The 17,034-nt window shown below is 61.2% G+C and carries 13 protein-coding genes; 5 read left to right on the top strand and 8 right to left on the bottom strand.

Annotated elements, in window-relative coordinates; all coding sequences use genetic code 11:
- The first annotated feature begins 3 nt into the window (after nt 1-3).
- Nucleotides 4-1,407, top strand: a complete 1,404-nt coding sequence (gene leuC / locus HYX42_RS03180; protein ID WP_293399463.1) for a 3-isopropylmalate dehydratase large subunit — start codon at nt 4-6, stop codon at nt 1,405-1,407.
- Complete coding sequence (gene leuD, locus HYX42_RS03185; RefSeq protein WP_293399465.1) at nt 1,404-2,003, top strand: 3-isopropylmalate dehydratase small subunit; 600 nt, start codon at nt 1,404-1,406, stop codon at nt 2,001-2,003. Before leuC ends, leuD begins: the two co-directional genes overlap by 4 nt.
- 56 nt (nt 2,004-2,059) lie before the next feature.
- On the opposite strand, the gene HYX42_RS03190 is transcribed toward leuD, so the two are convergent.
- From HYX42_RS03190 to HYX42_RS03225, 8 genes are all read right to left on the bottom strand, one after another.
- Nucleotides 2,060-2,635, bottom strand: coding sequence for a hypothetical protein (locus HYX42_RS03190; protein ID WP_293399468.1), 576 nt, complete (start codon nt 2,633-2,635; stop codon nt 2,060-2,062).
- A 12-nt stretch (nt 2,636-2,647) separates the two neighbouring features.
- Nucleotides 2,648-3,394 (bottom strand): type I methionyl aminopeptidase, encoded by a 747-nt coding sequence (map, locus tag HYX42_RS03195; protein WP_293399471.1) that lies wholly within the window; start codon nt 3,392-3,394, stop codon nt 2,648-2,650.
- Between the two features lie 63 nt (nt 3,395-3,457).
- The gene (def, locus tag HYX42_RS03200) at nt 3,458-3,997 is read right to left on the bottom strand and encodes a peptide deformylase (protein ID WP_293399473.1); all 540 of its coding nucleotides are present in this window, start codon (nt 3,995-3,997) and stop codon (nt 3,458-3,460) included.
- 318 nt (nt 3,998-4,315) lie between these two features.
- Nucleotides 4,316-4,513, bottom strand: a complete 198-nt coding sequence (locus HYX42_RS03205; protein ID WP_293399476.1) for a hypothetical protein — start codon at nt 4,511-4,513, stop codon at nt 4,316-4,318.
- Nucleotides 4,514-4,608: 95 nt separating this feature from the next.
- Nucleotides 4,609-6,723 carry an NAD-dependent DNA ligase LigA gene (gene ligA, locus HYX42_RS03210; RefSeq protein ID WP_293399479.1) on the bottom strand — a complete coding sequence of 705 codons (2,115 nt, stop codon included), beginning with the start codon at nt 6,721-6,723 and terminating at the stop codon, nt 4,609-4,611.
- 14 nt (nt 6,724-6,737) lie between these two features.
- Nucleotides 6,738-7,817, bottom strand: a complete 1,080-nt coding sequence (locus HYX42_RS03215) for a cell division protein ZipA C-terminal FtsZ-binding domain-containing protein (RefSeq protein WP_293399482.1) — start codon at nt 7,815-7,817, stop codon at nt 6,738-6,740.
- 148 nt (nt 7,818-7,965) lie between these two features.
- Nucleotides 7,966-11,502 carry a chromosome segregation protein SMC gene (gene smc / locus HYX42_RS03220; protein WP_293399485.1) on the bottom strand — a complete coding sequence of 1,179 codons (3,537 nt, stop codon included), beginning with the start codon at nt 11,500-11,502 and terminating at the stop codon, nt 7,966-7,968.
- A gap of 136 nt (nt 11,503-11,638) precedes the next feature.
- On the bottom strand, nt 11,639-13,306 hold the full coding sequence (locus HYX42_RS03225) for a hypothetical protein (protein WP_293399488.1): 1,668 nt from the start codon (nt 13,304-13,306) through the stop codon (nt 11,639-11,641).
- Nucleotides 13,307-13,675: 369 nt separating this feature from the next.
- Between HYX42_RS03225 and dapC the strand changes: the two genes are divergently transcribed.
- The 3 genes from dapC to HYX42_RS03240 are packed head-to-tail and all read left to right on the top strand — an operon-like array spanning nt 13,676 to nt 16,920.
- Nucleotides 13,676-14,881 carry a succinyldiaminopimelate transaminase gene (gene dapC, locus HYX42_RS03230; RefSeq protein ID WP_293399491.1) on the top strand — a complete coding sequence of 402 codons (1,206 nt, stop codon included), beginning with the start codon at nt 13,676-13,678 and terminating at the stop codon, nt 14,879-14,881.
- 14 nt (nt 14,882-14,895) lie between these two features.
- Entirely contained in the window at nt 14,896-15,729 is an 834-nt protein-coding gene (gene dapD / locus HYX42_RS03235) for a 2,3,4,5-tetrahydropyridine-2,6-dicarboxylate N-succinyltransferase (protein ID WP_293399493.1), read from the top strand.
- A gap of 45 nt (nt 15,730-15,774) precedes the next feature.
- A complete protein-coding gene (locus tag HYX42_RS03240) occupies nt 15,775-16,920 on the top strand; it encodes a PilT/PilU family type 4a pilus ATPase (protein ID WP_293400015.1) in 1,146 nt (381 codons plus the stop codon).
- Nucleotides 16,921-17,034: the final 114 nt, after the last annotated feature.

The raw sequence follows: 17,034 nt of genomic DNA on the forward strand, positions 1-17,034 counted from the left end.
TCCGTGAGCACCCTTTTCGACAAGATCTGGCAGACCCACAAGCTCGCCAGCAATGACGCCGGCGAAGACCTGGTTTATGTTGACCGCCACCTCGTGCATGAGGTGTCCAGCCCGCAGGCCTTTGCCAGCATGGCCGCCAACGGCCGCGTGGTGCGTTCACCCGAGCGCCACATGGCCATACAGGACCATAACGTCCCGACCACGGCAGACCGCAATACCAATATCCCCAACCCTGAAAGCGCCGCGCAGATCGCCACCTTGCGCAGCAACGCCAAGGCCACCGGCATGCGCCTGCTCGACCTGGACGACCCGCGCCAGGGCATCGTGCATGTGGTCGCGCCCGAGCAAGGCTATGTGCTGCCCGGCAGCACCGTGCTGTGCAGCGACTCACACACCGCCACATTGGGCGCACTGGGCGCGCTGACCTGGGGCATAGGCACATCAGAGGCCGAGCACGTCATGAGCACCCAGACGCTGTGGATGCGCAAGGTGCGCACCCTGGGCCTGCAGGTGGAGGGCGAACTGTGTCGCGGCACTTACGCCAAAGACCTCGCCCTGGCCATCATTTCGCAAATCGGCACCAGTGGTGGCGTCGGCTCGGCGATTGAATACTTCGGCCCGGCCATCAGTGCGCTGTCGATTGAGGCACGCCTCACGCTGTGCAACATGACGATTGAAGCCGGTTCGCGCTTCGGCCTTGTGGCGCCAGACAGCAAGACCATCGACTACCTGCGCACCCGTGTGAGCGGCCAGGCAAAAGACCTGTTTGATCAGGCCGTGGCCCACTGGGCTGGCCTCAAGACGGATGACATTGGCGACTTCGACCGGGTTGAGAAAGTCGATGCCGGCAAGGTCAGGCCCATGGTCACCTGGGGCACCACACCTGCCGACAGCGCAGGCTTTGGCGACCAGATACCGTCTTCCTTCGGTGCAGGCCATGAAGACGAGCAGGCCCGCTTTGAAGCCGCCCTGCACTACATGGGCCTGCGCGTCGGTCAGACTATCGCCAGCGTGCCGATTGATGTCGCCTTCATAGGCTCATGCACCAACTCACGCATTGAAGACCTGCGCGCGGCAGCCGAAGTGGTGAAAGGCCGGCGCATCGCCTCCAGCGTGCGCGGGCTGGTGGTGCCGGGTTCAACCGTCGTCAAACGTGCAGCCGAAGCCGAGGGCCTTGCCAAAGTGTTCCTCGACGCAGGTTTTGAATGGCGCGAATCAGGCTGCTCGATGTGCGTCGGCATGAACGGCGACACCCTCATGCCTGGCCAGCGCAGCGCATCCACGTCCAACCGCAACTTCGAAAACCGCCAGGGCCAGGGCGGCCGCACCCACCTGATGAGCCCGGCAGCAGTAGCAGCATCAGCCGTGCGCGGTGCACTCACCGACCCAAGGGAGTTCCTGTCATGAGAAAGCCCATCACCACCGTCAAGGGCCCAGTCGCCGTGCTCAAGCGCGACGACATCGACACCGACGCCCTCTTCCCGGCCCAGTTCCTGAAAAAGACCGTGCGCGAAGGCATGGGCCTGCATTTGTTCGCCGACTGGATAGCCAGCGGCCAGCCCGAAGCGGCGTTTGTCACAGCACCCACGCCGACCCGCATCCTGCTGGCAGGCCGCAACTTCGGCTGCGGTTCATCGCGTGAGCACGCCGTCTGGGCGCTGGCCGACTACGGCATTGAAGCCATCGTGGCGCTGTCGTTTGGCGATATCTTTCGCAGCAACTGCGTGAAGAACGGCGTTGTGGCGGCGGTGGTGACACCTGAAGATCACGACGCGTTGATGGCTTTAACCCGTGACGGCGATCAGCTTGAGTTGCGGCTGGCGGATCTCACGCTGGTTGCGCCTGACGGTAAAGAGATTGGCTTCACGCTCTCAAATGGGCATCAGGCGCAGTTGATGTCTGGTGAGGATGACATTACGCGGACCTTGCGGTATTCGGAGGTGATTGCGGCGCATGAGGCCAAGGTTGCTGCTGAGACGCCTTGGTTGCAGCGAATGGGGTGACGTTTAAATTGACCAGCGCGCATCTCGTCGCATTCTGGTTAAGCGAAAAGTAAAACTCATTGCTGCGACTTGAAGACCACATCGGCTTCGCCGCATGCCTTGAACATTTCCATCAGCGTCTCCTTCCACCATCCCGCAGCGAGCACAAAGTGGTTAGCGTCCTCATCACTGATTTCGAGTCCCATCGCTGACTTCGGGTGTGTGATTCGATCGCGGATTGCGACGGCCTGCTTCATTGACCACCAGCCGCTCTTGCTTGTATCCGGCACGTACGTTGCGCCATGATTTTTGACATAGCAACGCACTGAGAACAGCAAATTCGGGAGCATAGATTGATAGTTGTCCTTTGCCTCTGGTTCACCTCTTGCGTTGAGTTGAAAGCGCTCCTCGCGAAGAAGCGCCATTTCACCTTGAGTAAGCTTGTCTGTGCCTTCAAGGGACGCCCGGGTAACCTGACGCAATTGATACGCAATGCCTTCGACAAATGCGAAATAGGTCCGAATCAGCGTGCGATGGGCAAACTGATTAGGCTCTTCTCTTCCAGCCATAAGGGCGGCGTCCAGATCCTCGTTCAACACGGTGAACACTCGCTTAAGTTCATAGACAGCTTCCATACGAATCATGTCAGCCATAACAAAAATCTCTTAGTGCAGAGTAACTACGATTGGCTCACCCTTGGTAATGATCATCGTGTGCTCATACTGCGCCGACAGGTTCCCCCTCACGCCAGCCAGCGTCCAGCCATCAGACGTCTCATTCACAACCCGGCTTTTTGTTGAAAGAAAGGGCTCGATGGTGATCACCATGCCCTCTTTCAAAACGCGCCTGTCCGACGGATCAAAGTAGCCATGAATGTGCTCGGGCTCCTCGTGCAACGCCCGGCCGACGCCGTGGCTGCCGAGGTTTTCTATGACCTTGAAGCCGTAGGCCTTGGCAGTTCGCTCGATGGCAGCGCCTATGCCGCTGATGGGCTGGCCAGCGCGGGCCTGCTTCATGGCTTGCTGCAGGGCCGTGCGGGTGGCATGGCAGAGGCGCGTCTTCTGCGGGTTGGTAGGGGGCACGACTTTTGTGCCGCCGGTGTCGGCAAAGTAGCCACCCAGCTCGGCAGACACATCGACGTTCAAGACATCGCCGGGCTTGATCACCCGGTCACCCGGGATACCGTGCGCGGCCTCTTCGTTGATGCTGATGCAGGTGGCGCCCGGAAAGTCGTAGGTCAGCTTGGGCGCTGAGCGTGCACCGTGCTTTTCAAGCAGTTGCGCACCCAGTGCGTCCAGCTCGCGCGTGGTCATGCCGGGTTCGGCGGCGTCAAGCATCTGCTGAAGTGTGTATGAAACGATTTTGCCTATGCGTTTGAGGGCGACAACGTCGTCCTGGGTTTCTATGGTCATGTGGTTTCCTGTGTGAATAAGTAATGTGTTTTGAATGGGCGGCTTCAGTTCAGTGATGCGTTCTCAATCGTCATCCGAGGCATCAAGCCCGGGAAACAGCACCTCGGTAAAGCCGAATTTTGTGAAGTCACGCACCCGCATGGGGTAGAGCTTGCCGATCAGGTGGTCGCACTCGTGCTGCACCACGCGGGCGTGAAAGCCGTCTACCGTGCGGTCAATCGGGTCACCGTACTGGTCGAAGCCTGTGTAGCGGATGTGCGAGAAGCGCGGCACCACGCCGCGCAGGCCGGGCACCGAGAGGCAGCCTTCCCAGCCGTCTTCCTCGTCATCGGTCACGGGCCTGATGACGGGGTTGAGCAGCACGGTGCGGGGCACGACGGGCGCATCGGGGTAGCGCGGGTTGACCTCGTTGGTGCCGAAGATCACCAGTTGCAGGTCAACGCCGATCTGCGGCGCGGCCAGCCCGGCACCGTTGACGGCGCGCATGGTGTCGAACATGTCGGAGATCAGCAGGTGCAGCTCGTCGGTGTCGAATTCCGTCACCGGCTGGGCGATGCGCAGCAGGCGCGGGTCGCCCATTTTGAGAATTTCGCGAATGGTCATGCCGCAATTATCGCGACGCGGCAGTCCGGGCGGGTTTTGGCGTCTCCCTGACCTCCTCAACAACCGGATACGCCGGCTTGAATCTGCCTGAGAAGAGGCAGGAATCGTTATCTTGCTATAAATTCAATAGCGCCTCACGTGCGTATTTATTGGACTGCAGCCCGATTTAATGCCTGAAAATGGCATTTTTTGACTGTTTTTTGATGTTTTGATGCCTTCAGAGCGACCCAAAAGCCCAAAAGTTAAGTTCCATATTAACTTTTGGCCATTTTTTAACGTATACGTTAAAAACAGGCTGGAATGCCTGTTTGAGTGATGTCAGTAGCGCCAGCGGCCGTGACCCCGATACCGGTAATAGCCCGGCGCCGGCACGATGACCACGGGCGCTGGCTCCACATACACAGGCTGTGAGGGGTAAACCGCCACGGGACGGCCTATGGGTGCGACCACGCAGCCCGAAAGAAGAGCGGCGAGCCCGGCGGCAGCGACTGCGCCAAAAAGACGAATGGTTTTCATGGAAAGCTCCTGTTGGAGCCTGTCTAACGTGCCGCGCCGACCGGCAGGCGACTTCGGGCAGGTAAAGATGCAGGCTTTACAAACCCGCCGACGCGTTAGGCGGCGGCAAGCAGCGCAAGCAGCGCGGCCTCATCAATCACCGTGATGCCCAGCTCCTGCGCCTTGGTGAGCTTGCTGCCTGCTTCGGCGCCCGCCACCACGTAGTCGGTCTTCTTGCTGACAGAACCGGCGACCTTGCCGCCAGCCGCCTCGACCATGTCCTTGGCTTCATCGCGGCTTAGCGTGGGCAAGGTGCCGGTGATGACAAAAGTCTTGCCTGTGAAAGGCTGCGGGGCACGTTCGGCCGGTTCGCCCTCTTCCCAGGTCACGCCGCAGGCGCGCAGCTGTTCGACCACCTCACGGTTGTGCGGCTGCTGGAAGAAGGTGTGGATGCTTTCCGCGACGATGGGGCCGACGTCATCGACCTCGGCCAGGCGCTCGGTAGAGGGTGCGTCCTCTGCAGTGACGCCCATGATGCCGTCGAGCTTGCCGAAGTGTTTGGCCAGCGCCTTGGCCGTGGCCTCGCCGACGTGGCGTATGCCCAGGCCGAAGATGAAGCGCGGCAAGGTGGTCTGCTTGGATTTTTCAAGCGCATCAAGCAGGTTCTGCGCAGATTTCTCGGCCATGCGATCAAGGCTGGCCAGTGAGGTCAGTCCCAGTTTGTACAAATCGGGCAAGGTGCGGATGACATTGGCATCTACAAGCTGTTCAACCAGCTTGTCGCCCAGGCCTTCAATCTCGACCGCACGCCTGTGGGCGTAGTGCAGGATGGCTTCCTTGCGCTGCGCGCCGCAGAACAGGCCTCCGGTGCAGCGGTAGTCGGCCTCGCCTTCTTCGCGCACGGCTTCAGAGCCGCACACCGGGCATTTGCGCGGCATGGTGAACTGCGGCGCATCCTTCGCGCGCTTCTCGACCAGCACGCTGACGACTTCAGGGATCACATCACCCGCGCGCCGCACGATGACGGTGTCGCCGACGCGCACATCCTTGCGGCGGGCTTCGTCCTCGTTGTGCAGCGTGGCGTTGGTGACGGTCACGCCGCCGACAAACACGGGGGCCAGCTTGGCCACAGGCGTGAGCTTGCCGGTGCGGCCCACCTGCACGTCGATCGCCAGCACGGTGGTGAGCTGCTCCTGCGCGGGGTATTTGTGCGCTACGGCCCAGCGCGGCTCGCGGGTCACAAAGCCCAGTTGCCGCTGCAAAGCCAGGCTGTTGACCTTGTAGACGACGCCGTCGATGTCATAGGGCAAGGCATCTCGCTGCTGGCCTATGTTTTTATGAAAGGCGACCAGCTCTTCGGCACCCAGCGCGGTCGTGGTCTGCACTGCTACCGGGAAACCCCAGGACTTGAGCGTGAGCAGCACCTGCAAATGTGTTTCAAACACCGGCCCGCCCTGCTCCGGCGGCGTGATCTCGCCCAGCCCGTAGGCAAAAAAGCTGAGCTTGCGGTCGGCCGCGATGGCCGGGTCCAGCTGGCGCACGCCACCTGCGGCCGCATTGCGCGGGTTCACGAAAGTCTTTTCGCCCTTTGCGCCTTTGGCGATCTTCTCGCGCTGGCGCTCGTTCAAGGCTTCAAAATCGGCGCGGCGCATGTAGACCTCGCCTCGCACCTCGATAACCTGTGGTGCATCTGCCGGAAGCTTCAGGGGAATCTGGTTAACGGTGCGCATGTTCTGCGTCACGTCTTCACCAACCTCACCATCACCGCGCGTGGCGGCCTGCACCAGCACGCCATTTTCATAACGCAGGTTCATGGCCAGGCCGTCGAACTTGAGCTCGGCCACATATTCGACGGGAGGGTCGCCTTCTTTCAGGCCAAGCTCCTTGCGGACGCGGGTGTCGAAGTTCTGCGCACCCGTGGGTTCGGTGTCGGTCTCGGTGCGAATGCTGAGCATGGGCACCTTGTGGCGCACGCTGGCAAACTGGTCCAAGGGCTTGCCGCCCACGCGCTGGGTGGGCGAATCAGGCGTCAGGAGCTCCGGATGGGCCGCTTCGAGCGCCTGCAGTTCGCGGAAGAGCTTGTCGTATTCAGCGTCGGGAATGCTGGGCTCGTCCAGCACGTAATACCTGTGGGCGTGCTCATGCAGCTGTTTGTGCAAGGCGGCTACACGTTTGACGGCCTTGTCATTGCCGGGCGCTTCAGGCTGCGCAAAAAGATCTGGAGTTGCCATCGGCAAAAAAAGTTTCAGCTGAAGAGGCGTCGTGCCAGCACGGAGCCAGCCGACAGATCCCGCTCATCCAGCGTGTCATACAGCTGCTCAAGCTCCGAGCCGATGACGTCCATGGCTTCGGCATGGATCACGTTGCCGTTGTCGTCAATGATGGCGCCGTCCATCGCCGTAGCCAGTGCCACAGCGGCTTCACGCATGCGAACAAAGGGCTGCTCGCCGCGCATGACCTGTGGCACGTCGAGTGAAAGCGTGACTTCGCGCAAGGCGGTCTGTTCGGGGTCTTCCGCCATGGCGGCCTGCGTGTCAAAAGCCAGGCCAAGCATGGGCGCGTTGCCCTGCTGCGGCGCAGGCAGCACCATGCGGCCAGGGATCACACCGGCGACAAAACCCAGGCGCGCTGCGTTTTGCTGCACGTAGCCCGGGCTCCAGGCGGTATGGACGGCACGCAGGGTGAAGCTCAGCTGCGCATCGTGTGCGCTGGCGAACTGGTCAAGCTCACGCGCACGTGCGACCTCGTCAAGCATTTCAGGAAACTCCGGCTCGCCGCCAATCGCATCGGCAAAAGCCTGGGCCTTCATCACAAACTCTGAGTATTCAATCTGGTTGAGCGCACCCATGCGGTTGGCGAGTTGCACGCCGCACTGGAAGGCGCTGTAGCGGTGGCTGGCAGCGGGGAATTCCCACTCGCCCGTGGTCACGCTCAGACCTTCAACGCCAAAGGGTTTGCTGCCGGCCCGGCGTGTGCTGGGCATGGCGGCGAGTGCCGCTTCGCCAGATACGACGGACTCAATCACCACAGGCGCGATCACGTCGATGAGGGCATCCAGGCCGGGCTTTTTCTCGGGCGTCATCGCGTGGGCCAGTGCGCCCAGGCCTGAATCGCCGTCAAAGCTCGGCTCCTGCCGGTGCGCCAGCGGGTCTGTGGAGGCGCCCTCGTCCTGCAGGCCGGGCTCAATCTGCTCACGCGGCTCGGGGTTGACTTCGGGCGTGGCACGTTTGGGCTGGTTTTTGCGGGCCGTCCAGGTGCTGTGGGCCACCACGCCGGCCAGCACAAGGCCACCTACAACCGCAAGACTGATTTGAAGCGTACTCATTCCGCTCCCTCAACATGCCAGGGACACCAAATCGCAGCGGTGTCTGTGCAAGCCGGGGCCGCGGAACCGGCTTTGCCGGGCCGCAGGCGCAGCGCCCCCCCGGGGGGCAGAGAGCTACACGCAGTGAGCGAACGTGGGGGCTCCATCTCTATGCGGTTTCAGCAAAACCAAGCGCGGCTTCCATGTCCACCGCCACGATACGTGAGACGCCCTGCTCCTGCATGGTCACGCCTATCAGCTGCTCGGCCATTTCCATGGCGATCTTGTTGTGGCTGATGAAGAGAAACTGCGTGTCCTTGCTCATGCTGGCCACCAGCTTTGCATAACGCTCGGTGTTGGCATCGTCCAGCGGCGCATCGACCTCATCCAGCAAGCAGAACGGCGCGGGGTTCAGATGGAAGATCGCAAACACCAGTGCAATCGCGGTCAGGGCTTTTTCACCGCCGGACAGCAAATGGATGGTCTGGTTTTTCTTGCCGGGCGGCTGCGCCATCACCTGCACGCCCGCGTCGAGGATTTCTTCGCCCGTCATGACCAGCCTGGCGTTGCCGCCACCGAAGAGCTCGGGGAACATCTTGCCGAAATGCTCGTTGACAGTGGCGAAGGTGCTGGCCAGCAGGTCGCGCGTTTCAGCGTCAATTTTCTTGATGGCGTCTTCCAGCGTCACCATGGCCTCGTTCAGGTCGGCAGATTGCGCATCGAGAAACTGCTTGCGCTCGCGCGCGCTGGCCAGTTCATCAAGCGCGGCCAGGTTGACAGCGCCCAGCGCCTGGATCTCGCGGTGTATGCGATCGATCTCGCCCTGCATGCCCGGAATGCGCACGTTGCCGGTTTTGATGGATTCCTCGATTGCCGCAAGATCTGCCTGCGCGTCGGCCAGCAACTGTTCGTACTGTTCAAAGCCCAGGCGCGCGGCTTGTTCCTTGAGCTGGAACTCGGTGATGCGCTGGCGCATGGGGTCGAGTTCACGCTCAAGCTGCAGGCGGCGCTCATCGCTGGCGCGCAGCTTGTTGGTCAGGTCGTCGTACTGGCTGCGCTTGGCGCCCAAGTCGGCCTCACGCTCAAGCTTGACGCTCAGCGCTGACTGCAGGCCTGCCTGTGCGGCGGCATCGGACAGGCGCGACAGCTCTTCTTTGGCGCGTGCTTCTTCTTCGGCAATCGATTCGGCCTGCTGTGCGGCGATCTGTATGGAACGCGCCAGCTCTTCACGGCGGGACGCGAGGCTGCGCAATGCGAACTGCGCCTCCTGCGCCTGGCGCTCAAGGGCGCGTTGCTGCTCGCGCGATTCATTGAGCTTGCGCTCGGCTTCGATCACGCGGTCATCCAGCTGGGCGTGGCGCTCCTGGCTGTCGGCCAGTTGCATGTCGAGCTCTTCAAAGCGGCCTTCGGCGGTGACCTTGCGTTCCTGCAGCTCGCCCAATTGCCCCTCGATCTCGCCCATGTCGGCCTGGATCTGTTCGCTGCGTGCACGGGTCTGTTCAGCCAGCTGCGTCAGGCGCAGCACTTCGACCTGCAGCTCATGCGTGCGGCTCTGGCCTTCTGCGCTTTCGCGGCGGGCCGTGCCCAGACGCTGGGCGGCGTCGGCATAGACAGCCTCAGCCCTGACCAGCGCGCTGCGCGCTTCCTCGCTGATCAGCGCCTGGGCCTTGAGCTGTTTGTCGAGGTTTTCGATTTCCTGCGCGCGGGCCAGCAGGCCTGCCTGCTCCGAATCCTGCGCGTAAAAGCTCACGCTGAACTGCGTGACGGCATGGCCGCTCTTGACGTAGATGACCTCACCGGCCTGCAGCTTCTCACGTGCAGCCATGGCGTCGTCCAGCTTTTCAGCGGTATAGCAGCCGTGCAGCCAGTCACCGAGAAGTGCCGATTGGCCGGCATCGTTCAGGCGCAACAGTTCGGACAGCGGTTTCAGGCTGATGGCGGCATTCGACTTGCCGGGCGCAGTGCCATTCGGTGGCGAATAAAAAGACAGCTTGGCGGGCGGCGTGTCACGGCCATCGGTACCGGCAAAACCGCGCACCATGTCCAGACGCGACACCTCAAGCGCGCCCAGGCGTTCACGCAAAGCGGCTTCGAGGGCGTTTTCCCATCCCTGCTCGATGTGTACGCGGCTCCACAGCCCTTGAAGGCCGTCCAGCCCGTGTTTGGCCAGCCAGGGTTTGAGCTTGCCGTCTGTCTTGACCTTTTCCTGCAGCGCCTTGAGGGCTTCCATGCGGGCAGAAAGGTCAGCGCGTTTGGCGGATTCGGTGTTGACAGCCTGCTGCTGCGTACGGCGCTCTTCATCGAGCTGCGGCACGCTCTCGGTCAGTTCGTGCAGGCGGGCTTCGGCTTCAAGCTGGGCTTCCTGTGCGCTGTTGAACTGGGCGGTCAGATTGACGAGTCGGGCTTCGTCAGGCGCATTGAGCGCATTGCGGTCAGCCGTCAGGCGTTCCAGGCGCATGTTCAGCGCGCGAGACTGCTCTTCAATATTGCGCTGGTCAGCGGCGAGCACCTGGATCTGCTGCTGCACCTGGGCGACGCCGGTACGCTGCTCATTGGCCTTGGCCTGGGCGGAACGCAGTGACTCTTCAAGCGCGGGCAACTGGCCCTGCTGCTCTTCGCTCTGGGCGGCCAGCAGTTCGGCCTTTTCTTCGGCTTCAACGGCCTGCGTCGACAGGCTTTCGGTCTCAACCGCAGCGTCTTCCTTGCGGGTGGCCCACTGCGCAGTTTGTTCTTTCAGTTGCGCCAGTCGTTGCTCGACACGGATGCGGCCATCGACCACAAAGCGGATTTCGGCTTCAAGCCGGCCGACTTCGGCACTGGCTTCGTAGAGCTTGCCCTGGGCCTGGTTGACGTGGTCGCCAGCGGCGTAATGGGCCTGGCGAATGGTCTCGAGGTCGGCCTCGATGTGGCGCAGGTCGGCGACGCGGCTTTCGAGCTCGTTGACGGCTTTTTCGGCATCGGCCTTGACCTTGGCCTGGTCGGCTTCGCTCTCTGCGCGCTTCAAAAACCAGAGCTGATGCTGCTTGAGCGTGCCGTCGGCCTGCAGGGCGTTGTAGCGCAAGGCGACTTCGGCCTGCTTCTCAAGCCGGTCAAGATTGGCATTGAGCTCACGCAGGATGTCTTCGACACGGGTCAGGTTTTCGCGCGTGTCAGACAGGCGGTTGGCCGTCTCGCGGCGGCGCTCCTTGTACTTCGACACACCGGCTGCTTCTTCAAGAAACAGGCGCAGTTCTTCAGGCTTTGATTCGATGATGCGGCTGATGGTGCCCTGGCCGATGATGGCGTAGGCGCGCGGGCCGAGGCCGGTGCCGAGGAACACATCCTGCACGTCGCGGCGGCGCACCGGCTGGTTGTTGAGGTAGTAGCTGGATGTGCCGTCGCGCGTCAGCACACGCTTGACGGCGATCTCTGCAAACTGGCCCCACTGGCCGCCGGCGCGGTGGTCGGCGTTGTCAAACACCAGCTCGACGCTGGAGCGGCTGGCGGGCTTGCGGGTGGTCGTGCCGTTGAAGATGACGTCCTGCATGGACTCACCACGCAGCTCGGACGCCTTGCTTTCGCCCAGCACCCAGCGCACCGCATCCATGATGTTGGACTTGCCGCAACCGTTGGGCCCCACAACGCCTATGAGCTGGCCAGGCAACACAAAATTGGTCGGCTCCGCAAAAGACTTGAAACCGGATAACTTGATTGAATTGAGGCGCACGTTGTTCTCACCTGTAGCTAAATCAACGCCGGGTCAGAGCCAAGCTGTTGATTTATATGAATTTTTCTGGGGCTGGCCGTGCAGCCCGGAGCAACATGATAACTTGGCCGCCCCCCACCAGGCAGCCCTGCCCGAGTCAAACTTTGGGGCATTGGCGACTTGAGCTCACCAGGGTTGCTGGCGCAACGCTTGCAGGCGCAAAAGGCATGCGCCACAGCAGGTCCATCGCACCGGGTTTTGCGAGCTCGAAAACATAGCCGGCCGTACACCTGCTGTCGGTGAAATCATCGGCAATATGAAAGATGCGTATGTCTTTTTTGGGTGCCCACCGCAAAAAGCCGGCCTTGTTTTCTTCAAGCAGCGCCAATGCAATCCCGTGTGAAGGTCCCGTAGGCGCAAACACAGTGTCGGCAATCCACGCAGCCCGGCCGTACGCCTCGTAGAGCATGAAATTTGTTTCGAGCGTGCCTGTCCAGTCTTTCTGCAGCTGCGGCTGGCGGCGTTCAATCAATATGCTGGCGCCGTCAGGTGGCGGCGGCAGTTTTTTCAGTGCATTGACGACCGACTGGTCAAGCGCGCCCTGCACCAGCTTTTCATGGTGCGCCCACAGTGCCCAGCCCGACTGGTGCACCCAGGTCACGCCCAGCATCAGGCTCAAGGCAGCGGCGGGTGCGATGCGCGCAGACGGAAAACGCCGGGCCACATAGATGCAGGCGGCCACCATGCTGATGGACAGCATGGGACCCAGAAGAATGGTGTGCCTGATCTGCGGCGACGCCAGACCGGAGAAAAAATTGCCCGGGCGGAATTCCATCGCAAAGGTTGCGTAGACCGAACCGCCGGTACCGAACACGGTAGGCACAAAAAACGGCGCTGCCTTGCCGGCGGCGATATAGGCCAGAACGGCGGCACCACACAGCAGCAGGCCTGCCAGCAGTTGCTGCCTGGCAGTTGCTGCTGCCTCCGCGGGGCCGCGCGGAAAGCCGGCGCGGCAGGCCAGCCAGACCACAGGCCCCAGCAAAAGCAGCGGAAGCCAGCTGGCCCAGAGCACAGAGGTGACGAGCAGCTTTTTAATACTGGCCATATCAACAGGCCAGACGATGTGGTTGTAACCCGCTTCTGAATAGACACCGCCGGTGCCTACTACGAGCTTCCAGAAAAAATAGCCAGCCACCGCCACGGCCAATAGGCCCAGAAATCGCTTTCGGTCAGCCCGATCTGTGCGTCCGGCAAGCACCCAGCGCGCAAGCTCCAGCGCCGGTACCAGAACGAGGTTGGAATTCATCTGGAACGACAGTCCGATCAGCACCAGCCCTGCGGCCATGCGCCAGGGGCCGGCGCCCAGTGTCATCCGGTAGCCCAGCAAGGCAAACACCAGAAAAAGGCCCACGCCTACATGGCAACTGGCATGAAAGAGCACATAGCCCGGAAACACAAGCGTGAGCGCAGCCGCCCAGCAGGCCTGCACTTCATCCATGCGGAAAACGTCTTTGGCCAGCCTGAAGGTTTCCCAGGCTATCCAGCCCATGATGGCCGCGATGACGATCTTGAGGGTGATCCAGTAGTCAACCCCGGCATGGTGAACAAGCCAGGCCAGGCCACGCATCAGGCCCCAGAGCAGCCACCAGCCCGAATCCTGCAGCCAGTCACTCAGGCCGACCAGCTTGTTCGACTGGATGAGATAGTCGCCAATCACGCCATCCCAGCGGTCACGGCCGGACAGCAGGACTGACCCGGGCCCGATCAGCGCGCCAAGGACCAGGAAGACGAGATGCCATGGCACCTTCTGGCGATTTGTGCTCATGCGTCAGGTCAGCTGTCGGGGTGGGGCCATGCTGCGGTGGATGATAGCCGTTGGTCTGCAGTGACCATGCCATTTCAGGCCAGTCAAACGGCCCAGCGTTGGTCGGTGGTCGCAAGGAATCGCACGCAGAACTGGGGACCGAAGCTTTTTTGCTATCAAATAAATAGCTGCTCACGTGCGTATTTAAAGGGCTGGAGGCTGATTTGAGGGGTAAAAATGGGCCCTGAAGGCTGTTTTTTGGCCTTTTTTTCAATTCACAAGCATCCGGCAAAGCAAAATTTAACGTGTACGTTAAATTTTTGCCGTAAACATTAAAATCAGTCGTTTTCAGCTTTTCCAGGCCTGTCTGCAGGCTGGATAATTCAAGCCATGAATCCCCTGCTTTCCCGGCTCCAGCCCTATCCTTTTGAGCGGCTGCGCCTCCTGCACGCCGACATCACGCCCAATCCGGCCTGCAAGCCCATCAGCCTGGGCATTGGCGAACCCCGCCACGCCACGCCACAGCTTGTCAAAGACGCCCTGACCGGCAGCCTGGCGGGCCTGGCAGGTTACCCGCCGACGGCCGGAGAACCCAGGCTTCGCCAGACCATGGCGGACTGGCTCAAGCGCCGTTATGGGCTTGCCGTCGATCCCACAACCCAAATCCTGCCGGTCAATGGTTCGCGTGAGGCCCTGTTCTCGCTCGCCCAGACAGTGATTGACCCGACAAAGCCCGGGGCGACCGTCGTGTGCCCGAATCCGTTCTATCAAATCTACGAGGGTTCGGCTCTGCTGGCCGGCGCTGAAACCTGGTTTGCGCCCAGCGATCCGGCGCGCAACTTCGGCATTGACTGGGCCGCCGTACCCGAAGACGTCTGGGCCAAAACCCAGCTGATCTTTGTCTGCTCACCCGGCAACCCGGCCGGCGCCGTGATGCCGCTGGATGAATGGAAGCAGCTGTTCGAGCTCAGCGACCGTTACGGCTTTGTGATTGCATCTGACGAGTGCTACAGCGAGATTTATTTCCGCGACGAAGCACCTCTGGGCGGCCTTGAAGCCGCGGCCAAACTCGGCAGGCACGACTTCAAAAACCTGATCTCGCTGACCAGTCTTTCCAAACGCAGCAATGTGCCCGGTCTGCGCAGCGGTTTTGTCGCCGGTGACGCCAAACTCATCAAGCCGTTTTTGCTTTACCGCACCTACCACGGCAGCGCCATGAGCCCCATCGTGCAGGCGGCCAGCATTGCAGCCTGGGCCGACGAGCAGCATGTGGTCGAGAACCGCGCGATGTACCGTGAAAAATTCGCCGCAGTCACGCCCATGCTTTCAAATGTGATGGACGTCGCCCTGCCTGACGCGGGCTTTTATCTCTGGGCCGGTATCCCCGATGTTTTTAAAGGTTCAGACACGGAGTTCTCGCGCCAGCTTCTCGCTCTTTACAATGTGGTGGTTTTGCCGGGCAGTTACCTGGCCCGCGAAGCGCGGGGACACAACCCCGGCGCAGGCCGCGTTCGCATGGCGCTGGTGGCTGAAACCGCGGAATGCGTTGAAGCCGCAGAGCGTATCGTCCAGTTTATTCAATCAAAATCTCACTGAAACTTTCCAAGCACATGACTCAAGACAACACGGCCCTCCAGAAAATCATTGACGCTGCCTGGGAGGACCGCGCCAGCCTGTCGCCCAAAGCTGCGCCGAAAGAGATCACAGACGCTGTCGGGCACACCCTTGACCAGCTCAACAACGGCTCGCTGCGCGTTGCCACGCGCCAGGGCGTCGGCCAGTGGACGGTGCACCAGTGGATCAAGAAGGCCGTGCTGCTGAGCTTTCGCCTGAAAGACAACGAACTCATGCGCGCCGGCGACCTGGCGTTTTTTGACAAGGTCAAAACCAAGTTCGCCCATCTGAGCGAAGACGAAATGCGCGCCACCGGCGTCCGTGTCGTGCCACCGGCCGTTGCACGCCACGGCAGCTTTATTGCCAAGGGTGCCATCCTGATGCCCAGCTACGTGAACATCGGCGCCTGGGTAGGCGAAGGCACCATGGTTGACACCTGGGCCACCGTCGGCAGCTGCGCACAGGTCGGCAACAACGTGCACCTGTCTGGCGGCGTAGGCCTGGGCGGCGTGCTGGAGCCTCTGCAGGCCAACCCGACCATCATTGAAGACAACTGCTTTATCGGCGCGCGTTCCGAAGTCGTTGAAGGCGTGATCGTTGAAGAAAACTCCGTCATCTCCATGGGTGTGTACATCGGCCAGAGCACCCCGATTTATGACCGCGAGCTTGACACCGTGACCTATGGCCGCATTCCTGCAGGCTCTGTCGTGGTCTCGGGCAACCTGCCCAAGGCCGGCGGCAAGTACAGCCTGTACTGCGCCGTGATCGTCAAGAAGGTCGACGCCAAAACCCGCGCGACCACCAGCCTCAACGACCTGCTCCGCGACTAATCCACTTCTGATCTTGAGTACAGGAAACCGCCAATGAATACACCGATGGGCACGATGGAGCGCATCCTGCGCCTGATGGCCGACAAGAAGGCCTCTGACGTCTACCTGTCGGCGCACTCGCCGGCCCTGATCAAGATCAACGGCCAGGCCCTGCCCATCAACAGCCAGATCCTGCCGCCGGAAGCTCCGTTCAACCTGCTGGCGGAAATCCTGAGTCCGGAAAAAATCGCCGAGCTGCAGGAAAAGGGCGAACTCAACATGGCGCTGCCGCTGGCAGGCGCAGGCAACTTCCGTATCAGCGCCTTCAGGCAGCGCGGCACCTATGCGGCTGTCATCCGTTTTGTACCCAGCACCATTCCACCGCTGGCGAGTCTTAAAGTGCCGCCCATTCTGGGCGACCTGATCATGGAAAAGCGGGGCCTGCTTCTGATGGTGGGTGCCACGGGCGCGGGCAAGAGCACGACGCTGGCCGCCATGATGGACCACCGCAACGAGACCACGCTGGGCCACATCCTCACGATTGAAGACCCTGTCGAGTTCATCTTCACCAACAAAAAATCCGTGGTGAACCAGCGCGAAGTGGGTACCGATACGGAGTCCTTGCAGGTCGCACTGAAAAACGCCTTGCGGCAGGCGCCCGACGTGATCCTGATTGGTGAAATCCGCGACCGCGAAACCATGTCTGCGGCGATCGCCTATGCGCAATCGGGCCATCTCTGCCTGGCGACCATGCATGCCAACAACAGCTACCAGGCACTGAACCGCATTCTGAGCTTCTACCCGGTGGAAGTGCGCAGCACCATGCTGGGCGACCTTGCCGCAGCGATGAAAGCCATTGTTTCGCAGCGACTGATCCGCACGGTTGAAGGCGGCCGCGCCCCAGCCGTTGAAGTGATGCTGAACACCAAGCTGATTTCCGAACTGATCGAAAAAGGCGATTTCTCGGGCGTGAAAGAGGCGATGGAAAAATCAATGGCTGAAGGCTCGCAAACCTTCGAGCAGGACATCGCCAAACTGATTGCTGATGGCATCATCACCCGCAAGGAAGGCGTAGCCAATGCGGATTCACCGACCAACCTGATGTGGCGGCTGGAAAACGACTTCAATGTGGCGAAAGCTGCTGCCGAGCCTGAAGAAGACCTAGATGACGAACCGTCATTTACGGAAATCACGCTGGACGTCAAACACTAGGGATGTGGCCCCCACGGTCGCTCACTGCGTGCAGCTTCCTGCCCCCCGAGGGGGCCGCTGCGCCTTGCGGCCGGCAAAGCCGGACCGCGGCCCCTGCTTGCAATAACCCCCAGA

Source organism: Polaromonas sp. (genome assembly GCF_016185115.1).
In the GTDB taxonomy this organism is placed as follows: domain Bacteria; phylum Pseudomonadota; class Gammaproteobacteria; order Burkholderiales; family Burkholderiaceae_C; genus Polaromonas.

Coding starts and splice junctions, on each gene's coding strand:
- def (WP_293399473.1), bottom strand. CDS start 3,997: ATGACCATTCGCGAAATTCTCAAAATGGGCGACCCGCGCCTGCTGCGC.
- map (WP_293399471.1), bottom strand. CDS start 3,394: ATGACCATAGAAACCCAGGACGACGTTGTCGCCCTCAAACGCATAGGC.
- ligA (WP_293399479.1), bottom strand. CDS start 6,723: ATGGCAACTCCAGATCTTTTTGCGCAGCCTGAAGCGCCCGGCAATGAC.
- dapD (WP_293399493.1), top strand. CDS start 14,896: ATGACTCAAGACAACACGGCCCTCCAGAAAATCATTGACGCTGCCTGG.
- dapC (WP_293399491.1), top strand. CDS start 13,676: ATGAATCCCCTGCTTTCCCGGCTCCAGCCCTATCCTTTTGAGCGGCTG.
- HYX42_RS03190 (WP_293399468.1), bottom strand. CDS start 2,635: ATGGCTGACATGATTCGTATGGAAGCTGTCTATGAACTTAAGCGAGTG.
- HYX42_RS03240 (WP_293400015.1), top strand. CDS start 15,775: ATGGGCACGATGGAGCGCATCCTGCGCCTGATGGCCGACAAGAAGGCC.
- HYX42_RS03215 (WP_293399482.1), bottom strand. CDS start 7,817: ATGAGTACGCTTCAAATCAGTCTTGCGGTTGTAGGTGGCCTTGTGCTG.
- HYX42_RS03225 (WP_293399488.1), bottom strand. CDS start 13,306: ATGAGCACAAATCGCCAGAAGGTGCCATGGCATCTCGTCTTCCTGGTC.
- leuD (WP_293399465.1), top strand. CDS start 1,404: ATGAGAAAGCCCATCACCACCGTCAAGGGCCCAGTCGCCGTGCTCAAG.
- HYX42_RS03205 (WP_293399476.1), bottom strand. CDS start 4,513: ATGAAAACCATTCGTCTTTTTGGCGCAGTCGCTGCCGCCGGGCTCGCC.